Genomic DNA, 12438 nt, shown 5'->3' on the forward strand with positions numbered 1-12438 from the left:
CCGTTTCCGCTCAGTCGGAGGCGGGAAGGGCTTTTGCGGCCTTGATGGTCATGGGGACGCCGTCGCAGCTCAGCTCTCCCACGCCGGGGGACGTGCACAGCACCTCGAGGGTCTCGCTCGCATCGACATAACGTTTGCCGAGGAGTGTGCGGGGATCGGTCATTCCGGCTGTGGAAGGCCGGCCGCCGGTAGCGGGGAGCATCGGTGTGCCACCGCAGGCGATGAGCGGCGCACCCTCGGCCGGGGCGCGCACGACGATCACTCGAGTGGAGCAGACGGCACTGGCGAGCTGCTCACCGGGACGCAGCGGTGCTGATGTGGTCACGATGAATCTCCCTTTCGACGATGCGGTCAGCGGGCAAGTCGAGGACATGGGGACCGCAGGTTTTGAAGCGGAAGCATCACCGGGCGTCTCCGCTTTCCGACGGGGACACCCCACGATGGTCGCTCTCTTACTAGTTGGAAACTATCCTCTCCATTACAGAGAATCAAGCTATTCACAGTCGGATGCATTCGACGAAGAAGCTGCCGGCCGGGCGGTCACGTCAGCCGAGATCGCACTGCCCGACCCTCGGCGAGGCGTGCCGACGACCGAGGCCGACGGCGCAATTTACGCCAGAGATTGACTATCCGAGCAACCCGTGGAAACCTAGTGCTCATAATTGAGAATGTTATTCTCATCGAGAGGAGGTTACGAATGCCCTTACTGCCCCCGCTGCCCGCAGACCGCTGGGACGACAAAGCACGATTCGCCTTCGCCGGGATGCTTCCCAGGGAACGGCAGAATCCGGAAGGGGCGGGCACAGCGTTGGCGACACTCGCTCGCCACCCTGACCTGACAAAGGCATTTCTCGGCTTCAGCGTTCACCTGCTGTACCGGTCGACCCTGCCCGCACGCCTGCGCGAGCTGGCAATCCTGCGGGTCGCGTATCGCCGCGACTGCACGTACGAGCTGACACACCACACGGAACTCGGCAGAGAAGTAGGACTGTCCGAGGACGAGATCGCCTCCGCGCAGCGCGGCGAAGCCGCCGACGGCTTCGAGCAGAAGTTGCTCGCGGCCGTGGACGAACTCGACGAGACATCCCGCCTGTCGGACCGGACCTGGGCCGCTCTCGGTGAACGTCTCGATGAACGGCAGCAAATGGACCTGGTCTTCACGATCGGCGGCTACACCATGATGGCCATGGCTTTCAACACATTCGGCATAGAGCTCGAACAGGAAAGGTAGACCCGTGCCCCACTTCGCGAAACCAGCTGCGGGAAGCTGGACAGAGAGTTTCCCCCAACTCGGTACCGAGCCGGTCGATTACACCGACTCCACTGATCCCCAGTTCTACGAAGACGAGCGGGTCGCAATCTTCAAGCGCACCTGGCTGTTGGTCGGGCGCGTCGAACAGGTGCCGAAGACCGGTGGTTACTTCACCAGAGAACTGAAAGCCGCCGACACCTCACTGATCATCGTCAAGGGGGCCGACGGCACGATCCGCGCCTTCCACAACGTCTGCCGTCACCGCGGTAACAAGCTGGTGTGGAACGACTTCCCGCAGGAAGAAACGGCGGGCACCTGCCGTCAGTTCACCTGCAAGTACCACGCGTGGCGCTACAGCCTCGAAGGCGAGCTCACGTTCGTTCAGCAGGAGGGCGAGTTCTTCGACCTGGACAAGAGCAACTACGGCCTCAAGGACGTGCGCTGCGAGGTCTGGGAAGGCTTCATCTTCGTCAACCTCGATCCCGAAGCCGTATCACTGGAGGAATACCTCGGCGACTACGGCCAGAGCCTCAAGGGTTACCCCTTCCACGAGATGACCGAGGTCTACAGCTACCGCTCCGACATCGCGAGCAACTGGAAGCTGTTCATCGACGCGTTTGCCGAGTTCTACCACGCCCCTGTGCTCCACCAGAAGCAGGCAACCAAGGACGAGGCCGACAAACTCATCGGCTACGGCTTCGAGGCACTGCACTACGAGCTGCAGACTCCCCACTCGATGATCTCCTCCTGGGGTGGCATGTCGCCGCCGAAGGATCTCAACATGGTCAAGCCGATCGAGCGAGTCCTGCGCAGTGGTCTCTTCGGTCCGTGGGATCGTCCCGACATCGAGGGCCTCGATCCCTTGCCGCGCGGCATCAACCCCGCCGGCGCAAAACCATGGGGCATCGACGAATTCGAGATCTTCCCCAACTTCTCGCTCCTGTTCTGGGCACCGGGCTGGTACCTCACGTACCAGTACTGGCCGACAGAGGTCGGTCGCCACACCTTCGAGGCGAACCTCTACTTCGTTCCCCCGAAGAACACGCGCGAACGCCTCGCGCAGGAGCTGGCTGCGGTGACTTTCAAGGAGTACGCACTCCAGGATGCCAACACCCTCGAGGCAACCCAGTCGATGCTTGCCACCGGCACCGTCACCGACTTCCCGCTCTGCGATCAGGAAGTTCTTCTTCGCCACCTTCACAAGACCGTCAAAGATTACGTCAAGGAGTACCGTGATGGCTCTGCCAACTGAGTTCGCCGACCTCGAGCCGTACGCCGGCTGGGCCCTGCAGACCGAGCCCGAGCGCTACGCAAAACGCCTCGCCTCCACCATGCCCGAGATGCAGGAGTTCTACGACGCCGCGTTCGGCCGCCTCGAAGACGCGATCACGTATTGCGACAAGTTCGACTTCGACGACCTGCCCGACGACGCCCGCTCCCTCGTGCACCTGATGCAGTCGCTCGTCATGGTGTCGTTTCCGATCGAGGTGTGGAAGCAGGCCCGGGTGCCCGACAGCGGCGCGGCGTGGGTCGATCTCATCAAGGAACCGGTGGTCTGACATCATGCTGACACTGAAGGCGGCCGGGCTACTCGACATCGATTCCGGCGAGATCATCCGACCCGGCATTCTCCGCATCGAGGACGATCGCATTGTCGGTGTCGGCTCTGACGCCGGCAATGCCGGCGACCACGTGGAAGGGGAGGTACTGGATCTCGGCGACCTGATCCTCCTTCCCGGCTTCATGGACATGGAGGTCAACCTCCTGATGGGTGGACGGGGAGAGAAGCCCGTGTACTCCACCGTGCAAGACGATCCTCCGCTGCGCATGCTGCGTGCGGTGGGCAACGCCCGCCGCACGCTGCACGCCGGTTTCACCACCGTCCGCAATTTGGGACTCTTCGTCAAGACGGGCGGCTACCTACTCGACGTCGCGCTCGGCAAGGCGATCGACGCCGGCTGGGTGGACGGTCCCCGGATCGTGCCCGCCGGACACGCGATCACCCCCACCGGTGGACATCTCGACCCCACGATGTTCGCGGCGTTCGCCCCCGGTGTTCTGGACCTCACCATCGAGGAAGGGATCGCCAACGGGGTCGACGAGGTACGCAAGGCCGTCCGCTATCAGATCAAGCACGGCGCACAGCTGATCAAGGTGTGCGTCTCGGGCGGGGTCATGTCACATACCGGACTTCCCGGTGCGCAGCACTATTCGGATGAGGAACTTCGGGCCATCGTGGACGAGGCTCATCGGCGCGGGTTGCGCGTCGCGTCGCACACACACGGCGCGGATGCGGTGCGTGCGGCGGTGGAAGCAGGCATCGATTGCATCGAGCACGGCTTCCTCATCGACGACGACGCCATCGACCTCATGGTCGAGCGCGGCAGCTACCTGGTGCCCACCACCCGGCTCGCGGATGCCATGGACGTCTCACACGCCCCTGCCGATCTGCAAGCCAAGGCCGCCGAGATGTTCCCCCGCGCACGCACTTCGGTGCTTGCGGCATACAAGGCAGGCGTGAAGATCGCCGTCGGCACCGATGCACCCGCAATCCCTCACGGGAAGAACGCCGACGAACTCGTCGCCCTCGTGGAGCGAGGTATGCCGTCCCTGGCGGTGCTGCAGGCGGCGACCACCACGGCCGCCGATCTGATCGACGTGACCGACCGTGGACGGCTCGCGGAGGGCCTGTTGGCCGACATCATCGGTGTTCCCGGTGACCCGGTGGACGACATCACCGTGACCCAGAATGTGCGGTTCGTCATGAAAGGCGGCAAAGTCTATGTCAACAAATGACGACCTGATGGAAATTCAGCAGTTGCTCGCCCGCTATGCGGTGAACATGACCAAGGGCGACGTCGAGGGGGTGGTCGGTGTCTTCACTGCTGACGGCACCTACAGCGCCTTCGGTGACGCATTTCCCCTCGATCAGTTCCCCGAACTGGTTGCTGCAGCACCCAAGGGCCTGTTCATGACCGGTACCCCCCTCATCGAGTTGTCCGGCGACACGGCAACCGGGACTCAACCACTGTGCTTCGTCGACGAGGCGACACACGACATGCGAATCGGGTACTACAACGACACCTATGCCCGGACCACCGACGGCTGGCGGCTTCGGACACGGGCCATGACGTTCATTCGCCGTAGTGGAGCGCATGATTCGGGGCGCCCGCACGCCTTCGAACGTCCTGGCGCATGAACGTCACAGAATTTCGGGCAGGTCTGCGCGCCTGGCTCGAAGACAACGACCTGTCCGCCGGGCCCGATCATTCGCTCGACGGACAGGTCGCGCAGTTGGCCCGGGTGCGTGGCGCTCTTTACGACGCAGGTTGGATGCGCTACGGCTGGCCCACCGAGGTCGGCGGTGTAGGCGGGCCCGCGGTGCTTCGCGCCGTCCTCGGCGAGGAGGTTGCGACCCGCGACCTGGCCGAGCCAGGAATCTATTCGATGATCGAAGTGCTCGCTCCGACCATGATCTCGTACGCGCGCCCGGAGTTGGCGGCCGAGATGGTGCCTTTGCTGCTCAGCGGCCGTGAGCAGTGGTGTCAGGGCTTTTCCGAACCCGGGTCGGGGAGCGACCTCGCGTCGCTGACCACCCGCGCGGACCCCCGCGGTGACGGCACATGGGTGATCAACGGGCAAAAGGTCTGGACGAGCCTCGCCCAATACTCCACCCGCTGTGTCCTACTCACCCGCACCGCGCCGGGTCATGGCGGTATCACCGCCTTCTTCGTCGACATGAACACACCAGGCATCACCGTGAGGCCGTTGCGCACGATGCACGGCGTCGACGAGTTCGCCGAGGTGTACTTCGACGATGTGGTCGTTCCCGAGGATCGCATGCTCGGCCGTCCGGGCGACGGATGGCGGGTGGCCATGGACCTACTCCCTCACGAACGGTCCACCTGCTTCTGGCACCGAATCGCCTATCTGTTCACCCGTCTCGATCGCTTGCTGACGCAATCGGATGCCGAGGCTTCGGACGACGACGATCTCGGTGCGGCATACCTTGCGCTCCACACCGCTCGGTGCCGCTCCCACGCCACCCAGCAGCGGCTGGCGGACGGAGCCTTACTCGGCTCGGAGACCTCCATCGACAAGGTATTGCTTGCCACCGCCGAACAGCGACTGTTCGACACCGCCCGAGACCTGCTTCCCGGGGTGCTCGAACTCGGCGAGAACGAGTGGCGCACGGAATTCCTGTATTCCCGCGCCGCAACCATTTACGGCGGCACCGCGGAAATACAACGCAACATCATCGCGCGCCGGCTACTCGACCTGGGGGCGGAATGACAGTGTACGACGTGGAGCTCACCCTCCTCGAGGACACACTTCGCAAAACGATGACCATTCGATCGGGTGCAGATCTCGATACCGCCCTCACCGAACTCGGGTGGCACGACATGCTCACCGAAATGCCAGACCTCGCAGTGCCGATGGTGTTCCGGCTCCTCGGGGAGACCGGCGCACACGGACCCTTCCTCAATGACGTGGTGCTGGACGAGGCGGGACTCCCCGTCGGTGGCGCCGTCCCACTGCCGTACACCGGAGGCTCCTCGGTTCTGTGGGACCGCACCGACAAGGCGACCACACCGCAGCACAGCGCACTGGACAGTGAACTACCGCTGGCGATCGTCGACCCCGGGAGTCCGGTCCCGCTCGCTGCGGGCCGCCGAGCGCTCGGTTGGTGGTTGACCGGTACCAGCCGAGCCATGCTGTCCCTTGCTCGAACACACGCGCTGGGCCGCACACAGTTCGGCCGGCCGGTCGCCGCATTCCAGGCCGTACGGCATCGGCTCGCGGAGACCCTCGTCGCCATCGAGGGCGCCGAAGCAACCCTGGCCGCCGCCACCGACGACCTCGGCTCCCTGCTCGCCAAGGCTGCGGCCGGCCAGGCGGCGCTCACTACGGCTCGTCACTGCCAGCAGGTGCTCGGTGGGATAGGTTTCACGGCCGAACACGATCTACACCGGCACATCCGGCGCGCGCTGGTGCTCGACGGCCTCCTCGGCAGTGCGCGAGAACTCACCCGCGAAGCAGGCGCGATGATCCGGGCCGAAGGATCGGCGCCGCGCCTCGTCCAGCTCTGACGCCGGCTGTGACCGAGCGGTCTCGTCAAAGGCCGCTCGGTCCGGGATGATTCGAGAACCAGAGGCTCTCTTCCCGGAGTCGGGTGCTTCTCCAGCCATCCGGGGTGCGCACCACTTCGTGGTGGTAGTTGCCCCCGCAGTAGGTCATGCCGCTCACGCCGGGTAGTTGCATGGGGTTGAAGAACATTGCCCGCACCTTCGCAGTGGCGCCATCGAGATCGATCTCGATATTCGTGACGAAGTGCTGCGTCAGCGGAACCTGGGTCAGCGCATCCCGGAGAAGGGCGACCACCTCGTCTCGCGGCCCGGGCGGGTACCCGACCGAGCTGTAGTCGAGGTGAGCGTCCTCCGTGAACACTGAAGTCAGCAGCGCCCAGTCTTTCGTGTCGACGGCTCGCGCGTACCGATACATCAGCTCCGCAATCTCGGCCTTGTCCTGTACCACTTGCATATTCATGTGGTTCCTCACCCCTCGACAAGCTCATTGGACCCGCACCCAGCTCACCACACAAGCACTCCGCCGCCTGCAGAATGCGATTCTCGAATATCAGAACGCCCTTTCCAAAGGCACTCGACTCGGGCATAATTCATGGATGACCACTAGTGCTTCCCTATCCCTACATGACCTGACCGGCAAGGTTGCCGTCGTCACCGGCGGATCCCGCGGCATCGGAAGAGCCATCGTGCAGGCTCTCGCCGAGGCGGGGGCCGACGTCGTCATCGCCTCGCGCAAGCTCGACGCATGCGAGCTCGCGGCCAAGGAGGTAGAGACGTCCACCGGCAGTCGAGCGTTTCCCGTAGCCTGTCACGTCGGACGCTGGGACGAGTGCGACCAGTTGATCGAACAGACCCTGGAACATTTCGGAAGGCTCGACGTACTGGTGAACAACGCCGGTATGTCACCGCTGTACGAGAACCTCGACGACATCACCGAAGAGCTGTATGACAAGACGTTCGCTGTCAACCTCAAGGGACCATTTCGGCTCGCCGTTCGAGCCGCCACCCACATGGCCGAAAACGACGGTGGCTCCATCATCAATATCGGTACCGCGGGGTCCCTGGTGGCGAGCGCGCGTCAGTTGCCCTATGCCTGTGCCAAAGCAGGGGTCAATGCACTCACGGTCGGCCTGGCCGATGCGTTCGCGCCGAAGGTCCGGGTGAACGCGATCCTGCCGGGCCCCTTCCTGACGGACGTCTCGAAGTCGTGGGCGCCGGCTGAAGGTGAGGAAGCGTCGTTCGTACCGCTGCGTCGCATGGGAAGGCCGGAGGAACTCGGACCACTCGCACTCCATCTCGCCAGTGACGCATCGAGTTTCACTACCGGCGCTATCATCCGGGTCGACGGCGGCGTCACCAAAAAGGTCTGACGACTTACCGCCCGATGGTGGGCCCCGCTTACGGGGACCCACCATCGGAGTCGACACTTCTTCTGGATCCTTTTTACTGAATTTTCGCTTTCATCTCGTCCAGCTTCATCAGAATCGGGTAGCCACTGACGCTCAAGGCGTTGCCGTGTCCGGACTGATGGATGTCGAACACCGACTGGATTGCAGCGTAGAAGCCCTGTACGTCCAGCGTCTGGTTGACCGCGCGCTTGGCCTGGCGCAGCCCGAACGAGGGCATCGTGGCGATATGTTCGGCAAGTGCCCGAGTCTCGGCGTCGAGTTGATCGCGTGGCACGACCTTGTTCACCATGCCGACCTGCTCGGCTTCCGCGGCCGTCACCGGACGACCGGTGAAGAGAATTTCCTTCGCCTTGCGGGCGCCGAGTTCCCAAGTATGACCATGATATTCGACTCCACCGATGCCCATCATCACCACCGGGTCGGAGAAGGAAGCATCCTCGGCAGCGACGATCAGGTCGCACGGCCAGCACAACAACAGTCCGCCCGCGATGCAGCGCCCCTGGACGGCCGCGATCGACGGCTTCGGAACATTGCGCCAACGCAGCGAGTACTCCAGATAGCGACGGGTCTCCGCCCCGTAAATCCATTCCAGGGTGATCTCCGCGGGAGCCGGCCACCGATCGTTGAGGTCGTGACCGGCGGAGAAGTGTTTCCCCTCGGCACGCAAGACGATCACCGCCACATCAGGGTCCTCCGCCGCCTTGGTCCAGGCTGCGTCGAGCTCATCGAGGAGCGCGCCGTTCTGGGCATTGGCGGCCTCGGGGCGATTGAGTGTGATGGCCGCGATCTTGTCGGCGACCTCGTAGTCGATATACATGTCGGGCTCCTCAGCCTCGGGGTAGGCCGAGCACGCGCTCGGCGACGATCGTGCGCTGAATCTCGGACGTGCCGCCGGCAATGGTGCCGGCGAAGCTCCGCGCATAGCGTTCGAACCAACTCGACGCGAAATGGTCGTTGTTCCAGGGCGTGTACGGTGCCGTCAGCGCGGGGTGGACCAGACCGTCGAACCCGGCGCCGTCCAGCGCGTGCTCCGAAGCGGTCTGCACTGCCTCGGATCCCAGGATCTTCAGAACCGACAGGGCCGCTACGTCCTGCTCACCCCGGTCCGCACGGGCCAGCGCCGCAGAGCCCAGCAGCCGCAGCGCCTGATTGTCCATGGCGAGCGTGGCATAGCGATCACGGTCGAGCGCCGTGACAGGCCGGAAATCCTCGACGAGATCCTGCAGTCGATCGGCAAAACCCAGCCACAACAGGGTGCGTTCGTGGCCGAGGGCACCGTTGGCAACGCCCCAGCCCTGATTCAGCCCACCGACGAGGTTCTCCGCGGGCACCCTGACGTCCGTGAAGAACACCTCGTTGAAGTCGAAGTCGTCCTCGGCACACACGGAGGCGAAGGGACGGCGCGTGACCCCCGGGGTGTCGGTGGGAATCAGAAGCACGCTGATTCCCTTGTGCTTCGGAGCGTCGGGATCGGTGCGGACGAAGGTGAGCAACACGTCGGCCTCGTTGGCACCGGACGTCCACACCTTCTGGCCGTTCACCACGAAAGAGTCACCGTCGTGCACCGCGCGTGTACGCAACGACGCGAGGTCGGAGCCCGCACCGGGTTCACTCATGCCGAGCGCAGCAGTGATCTCGGCACGCAGAATGGGTGCAGCCCAACGTTCCTTCTGTTCCGGCGTACCGAACGACAACAACGAGGCGGCGATGATACCGAGGCCCTGGGGATTGAAGCTGTGATAGATCCGGCGCCGGGAAAGTTCCTCGAGATGCACGTACTGCTGCAGGATACTGGCATTCCGGCCGCCGAACTCGGGCGGGTTTCCGGGGAGCAGCCAGCCGTTGTCGAACTGCATCCGCTGCCAGCGGCGGGCCCACTCCGGAACATCCGCACTGGAGCGGGGTCGTTCCCCCGCCTCGGCCTCGCCGGGCAGATGTTCGGCGAGGAAAGCCAGGAACTCGGCCCGGAATTCTTCGACGTCGGCATCAAAATTGAGTTGCACGGTACTCCTCGGCGATGAGCGCCCGATGTTCGGCCGCGCCGCCGAGCAGGAGCTCGCCGGCTTTGGCGCGCTTGAGCGCGAACTGAAGGTCGTTTTCCCAGGTGAATCCCATGGCCCCGAACAGCTGCAGGCCGTTGCGGAAGACCAGCGACTGGCACTCCCCTGCCGCGGCCTTGGCCATTGCCGCAGCCACACGGCGGCGGGGATCGTCGGCGGCGATCGTGAGGGCGGCATAGTAGGCGAGTACGCGGGCACGTTCGACGGCCACGTGCATGTCCGCTGCTTTGTGCTTGACCGCCTGGAAGGAGCCGATCGGAGCACCGAATTGATTGCGGCCCTTCACATGAACGAGCACTGAGTCGAGAATGCGCTGACAGGCTCCGACCATCGTCAGCGCCATGCCGGTCAGGGCCAGCTGACGAGCGCGCTCCGGATTGGCGGCACTGCGGTCGCTTTCGCTCACGCGAACCCCACTGAAGGTCACCTCGGCAAGGTGCAACACGGGATCGAAGATCAGACTGCGCGTTGCGGTCACCCGTTCCGCGGGAACCACGAAGACGCCGGCGCCCGTGACCACAGCCAGCAGATCTGCGCGATCTCCGTCCATGACTCGGTGGGCGGTGCCGTTCAGGAGCCAGCCACGACCGTCGCGGTGGGCACTCACACCGTCGAATACCGCCGCGCCGGACTGCGCAGGATCGGCACACCCCACGGCCAGAGGAGCGAACTGGGTCATCGTCGCAAGGTAGGGCGTGGGATCGGTAGCTCGGCCCAGCTCTTCCAGGACGATCGCCAATTCGACGGCGACATCGGCTTCCGCCAGCTCGGTCCACCCGAGGTCGACGTACACCTTCCACAGAGGACCGGGGTCACCGCCGTCGTCGACGATCGTGCGGATCAGGGTGGGCGGGCACTCCTTGGCCGTGACTTCTCGGACGGTTTTCTGCCACAACCGCTGATCGGAGTCGAACTCGAAAAGCATCCCGGCTTGCCTCCTTGCCAGAGCTGCGAATGGTCTAGCGAGAATAACATTCTCGCCAGACGAAAGTAAGAGTTTCACTTTTGCCCGAAGCCAGCAGGCTGGCGACCCAACGTCATGCTCCTCTCCGGTACAGTGGATACATGTTTGCTACACACAGAGGGGGGGTCCGGCGGTGACCGAAGTCAGCGAAGAGCCGGCCTGGAAGCAGCGCGCAGTCGAACGCTCCATCAAAACCGCCAAGCTCCGCGCCGAGCAGCGGGTGCAGAAATTCCTCGATGCAGCGCAGGCGATCATTACCGAAAAGGGCAGCACCGACTTCACGGTGCAGGAGCTCGTCGACCGGTCCAAGCAGTCGCTGCGTAGCTTCTACCTGCAATTCGACGGCAAACACGAACTTCTCCTCGCCCTGTTCGAGGAAGCATTGACCCGGTCTGCCGATCAGATCCGCGCCGCGGCAGCCAACGAGACCGACCCACTCGACCAGCTTCGCGTCGCCGTCGAGTTGCTGTTCGAGTCGTGCCGCCCCGACCCGGTGGCGCATCGTCCGCTGTTCACCGACTTTGCCCCACAGTTGCTGATTTCCCATCCCGCCGAGGTGAAGGTCGCGCACTCGGCGCTGCTCTCGCTGTTTACCGAGCTGATGGAGCAGGCCGAAGCCGCAGGTGAACTGCGCGCCGAGATCAACCCGCGCCGAATGGCCGCCATGACGATGCAGACGGTCATGTTCATCGCTCAGTCGAGTGGCGGCAACGACGACGCAACCGTCCGTCCCATTTCCGCCGACGAGGTCTGGGCTTTCTGCTCGCGGGGTTTCGCACACTCCTGACGAGAACGGTATTCTCAACAAGAGAAACATCGATTACAGTCGATGTGTGCCCGAGTTATGGAACGACCTTCTCGCCTGCCTCGATCTGCGCCCCTACCCACCCGACACCGATGACCCTACGGTCGCGGTGTTCGAGGGAAGCAACCAGAAACTGGACTACCACCGACTGTTCGGTGGACAGATCCTGGGCCAGTTCCTGGAGGCGGCTCGTCTCACCTGTCCGAGCAAGAGCGTCAAATCCATGCATGCGCTGTTTGCACGGGAGGGCCGCGCCGACGAGCCGGTCCGGTACGAGGTCACGACTCAGCACGAAGGCCGATCGTTCGCAACCGTGGCGGTCGTCGCCCGGCAGTCGGAACGGGTGGTTGCGACTGCCGCGATCTCCCTGCATTGCGGTGAGGACGGACCCGAACATCAGAGCCTCCCCGCGGTTCCCGCCGTCCTTCCGGAAGAATTCCGGGTACACCTCGACCTTCTCCCGTGGGAAACCCGCGCCGCCGCCGACCTGAACGCGACGGCGGCCACAACACCCGATTTCGAATTCTGGATGCGCACACCGGAAGTCGCTGGCGAGCTGGCCCAGGCCCTCACTGCATACGCCACCGACCTGAACCTTATCGGCACGGCGCTGCGCCCACTTCACGGGCTCAGCCAACTCGGTAACGGCACGGCATTCACCTCTGCCGTCACATCGCACAGCCTCTGGTTCCATCGGCCGTTCCGCACCGACAGGTGGCTCCTCCTTCGCCAGCACAGTCCACTGCTGGCGCACGGCCGCTGCTTCGGCCGTGGCGATGTTCTCACCGAGGACGGGAGCCTCGTCGCGTCCTATGCGCAAGAAGCCCTCCTCCGCATCCACCCGTGACACCCGTTCCGTGG

The 12438-nt window shown here is 64.0% G+C and carries 15 protein-coding genes; 10 read left to right on the forward strand and 5 right to left on the reverse strand.

Annotation, left to right across the window (positions count from 1 at the left end):
- Window positions 1–10 precede the first annotated feature (10 nt).
- Window positions 11–325 carry a hypothetical protein gene (locus tag R4P95_RS04715; protein WP_213573633.1) on the reverse strand — a complete coding sequence of 105 codons (315 nt, stop codon included), beginning with the start codon at window positions 323–325 and terminating at the stop codon, window positions 11–13.
- A gap of 372 nt (window positions 326–697) precedes the next feature.
- Here R4P95_RS04715 and R4P95_RS04720 point away from each other — a divergent pair, with 372 nt between their 5' ends.
- The 7 genes from R4P95_RS04720 to R4P95_RS04750 are packed head-to-tail and all read left to right on the forward strand — an operon-like array spanning window position 698 to window position 6342.
- The gene (locus R4P95_RS04720) at window positions 698–1231 is read left to right on the forward strand and encodes a carboxymuconolactone decarboxylase family protein (protein ID WP_213573635.1); all 534 of its coding nucleotides are present in this window, start codon (window positions 698–700) and stop codon (window positions 1229–1231) included.
- A gap of 4 nt (window positions 1232–1235) precedes the next feature.
- Window positions 1236–2504, forward strand: coding sequence for an aromatic ring-hydroxylating oxygenase subunit alpha (locus R4P95_RS04725; RefSeq protein ID WP_213573637.1), 1269 nt, complete (start codon window positions 1236–1238; stop codon window positions 2502–2504).
- On the forward strand, window positions 2488–2811 hold the full coding sequence (locus R4P95_RS04730) for a hypothetical protein (RefSeq protein ID WP_159919385.1): 324 nt from the start codon (window positions 2488–2490) through the stop codon (window positions 2809–2811). Before R4P95_RS04725 ends, R4P95_RS04730 begins: the two co-directional genes overlap by 17 nt.
- Window positions 2812–2815: 4 nt before the next feature.
- Window positions 2816–4048 carry a metal-dependent hydrolase family protein gene (locus R4P95_RS04735; RefSeq protein ID WP_317743730.1) on the forward strand — a complete coding sequence of 411 codons (1233 nt, stop codon included), beginning with the start codon at window positions 2816–2818 and terminating at the stop codon, window positions 4046–4048.
- Entirely contained in the window at window positions 4035–4451 is a 417-nt protein-coding gene (locus tag R4P95_RS04740) for a nuclear transport factor 2 family protein (protein ID WP_213573641.1), read from the forward strand. The genes R4P95_RS04735 and R4P95_RS04740 overlap by 14 nt, the downstream gene beginning before the upstream one ends.
- Entirely contained in the window at window positions 4448–5545 is a 1098-nt protein-coding gene (locus R4P95_RS04745) for an acyl-CoA dehydrogenase family protein (RefSeq protein WP_213573643.1), read from the forward strand. The genes R4P95_RS04740 and R4P95_RS04745 overlap by 4 nt, the downstream gene beginning before the upstream one ends.
- Complete coding sequence (locus tag R4P95_RS04750) at window positions 5542–6342, forward strand: acyl-CoA dehydrogenase family protein (protein ID WP_213573645.1); 801 nt, start codon at window positions 5542–5544, stop codon at window positions 6340–6342. Before R4P95_RS04745 ends, R4P95_RS04750 begins: the two co-directional genes overlap by 4 nt.
- 25 nt (window positions 6343–6367) lie before the next feature.
- On the opposite strand, the gene R4P95_RS04755 is transcribed toward R4P95_RS04750, so the two are convergent.
- On the reverse strand, window positions 6368–6799 hold the full coding sequence (locus tag R4P95_RS04755; protein WP_317743732.1) for a nuclear transport factor 2 family protein: 432 nt from the start codon (window positions 6797–6799) through the stop codon (window positions 6368–6370).
- Window positions 6800–6935: 136 nt separating this feature from the next.
- On the opposite strand from R4P95_RS04755, the gene R4P95_RS04760 reads away from it, so the two are divergent.
- Window positions 6936–7709 (forward strand): glucose 1-dehydrogenase, encoded by a 774-nt coding sequence (locus R4P95_RS04760; RefSeq protein ID WP_317743734.1) that lies wholly within the window; start codon window positions 6936–6938, stop codon window positions 7707–7709.
- A 73-nt stretch (window positions 7710–7782) separates the two neighbouring features.
- Here the strand turns inward: R4P95_RS04760 and R4P95_RS04765 are convergent, their stop codons facing one another.
- From R4P95_RS04765 to R4P95_RS04775, 3 genes are read right to left on the reverse strand one after another with little or no spacing between them, the layout of a single operon-like run.
- The gene (locus tag R4P95_RS04765; RefSeq protein WP_109326981.1) at window positions 7783–8565 is read right to left on the reverse strand and encodes an enoyl-CoA hydratase; all 783 of its coding nucleotides are present in this window, start codon (window positions 8563–8565) and stop codon (window positions 7783–7785) included.
- A 10-nt stretch (window positions 8566–8575) separates the two neighbouring features.
- A complete protein-coding gene (locus R4P95_RS04770) occupies window positions 8576–9751 on the reverse strand; it encodes an acyl-CoA dehydrogenase family protein (protein ID WP_213573651.1) in 1176 nt (391 codons plus the stop codon).
- On the reverse strand, window positions 9735–10733 hold the full coding sequence (locus R4P95_RS04775) for an acyl-CoA dehydrogenase family protein (RefSeq protein ID WP_317743735.1): 999 nt from the start codon (window positions 10731–10733) through the stop codon (window positions 9735–9737). Before R4P95_RS04775 ends, R4P95_RS04770 begins: the two co-directional genes overlap by 17 nt.
- A gap of 172 nt (window positions 10734–10905) precedes the next feature.
- On the opposite strand from R4P95_RS04775, the gene R4P95_RS04780 reads away from it, so the two are divergent.
- Together R4P95_RS04780 and R4P95_RS04785 are read left to right on the forward strand one after the other, a co-directional pair.
- A complete protein-coding gene (locus tag R4P95_RS04780; RefSeq protein WP_213573655.1) occupies window positions 10906–11559 on the forward strand; it encodes a TetR/AcrR family transcriptional regulator in 654 nt (217 codons plus the stop codon).
- A 46-nt stretch (window positions 11560–11605) separates the two neighbouring features.
- Complete coding sequence (locus R4P95_RS04785; protein WP_213573657.1) at window positions 11606–12424, forward strand: acyl-CoA thioesterase; 819 nt, start codon at window positions 11606–11608, stop codon at window positions 12422–12424.
- Window positions 12425–12438: the final 14 nt, after the last annotated feature.

The organism is Rhodococcus sp. IEGM 27, assembly GCF_033142305.1.
Classification (GTDB): Bacteria; Actinomycetota; Actinomycetes; order Mycobacteriales; family Mycobacteriaceae; genus Rhodococcus_F; species Rhodococcus_F oxybenzonivorans.

Excerpts from the sequence above, each read along its gene's own strand:
- R4P95_RS04760 (WP_317743734.1), top strand. The coding sequence starts at position 6,936 with ATGACCACTAGTGCTTCCCTATCCCTACATGACCTGACCGGCAAGGTT.
- R4P95_RS04720 (WP_213573635.1), top strand. The coding sequence starts at position 698 with ATGCCCTTACTGCCCCCGCTGCCCGCAGACCGCTGGGACGACAAAGCA.
- R4P95_RS04740 (WP_213573641.1), top strand. The coding sequence starts at position 4,035 with ATGTCAACAAATGACGACCTGATGGAAATTCAGCAGTTGCTCGCCCGC.
- R4P95_RS04775 (WP_317743735.1), bottom strand. The coding sequence starts at position 10,733 with ATGCTTTTCGAGTTCGACTCCGATCAGCGGTTGTGGCAGAAAACCGTC.
- R4P95_RS04735 (WP_317743730.1), top strand. The coding sequence starts at position 2,816 with ATGCTGACACTGAAGGCGGCCGGGCTACTCGACATCGATTCCGGCGAG.
- R4P95_RS04745 (WP_213573643.1), top strand. The coding sequence starts at position 4,448 with ATGAACGTCACAGAATTTCGGGCAGGTCTGCGCGCCTGGCTCGAAGAC.
- R4P95_RS04750 (WP_213573645.1), top strand. The coding sequence starts at position 5,542 with ATGACAGTGTACGACGTGGAGCTCACCCTCCTCGAGGACACACTTCGC.
- R4P95_RS04730 (WP_159919385.1), top strand. The coding sequence starts at position 2,488 with ATGGCTCTGCCAACTGAGTTCGCCGACCTCGAGCCGTACGCCGGCTGG.
- R4P95_RS04765 (WP_109326981.1), bottom strand. The coding sequence starts at position 8,565 with ATGTATATCGACTACGAGGTCGCCGACAAGATCGCGGCCATCACACTC.
- R4P95_RS04755 (WP_317743732.1), bottom strand. The coding sequence starts at position 6,799 with ATGAATATGCAAGTGGTACAGGACAAGGCCGAGATTGCGGAGCTGATG.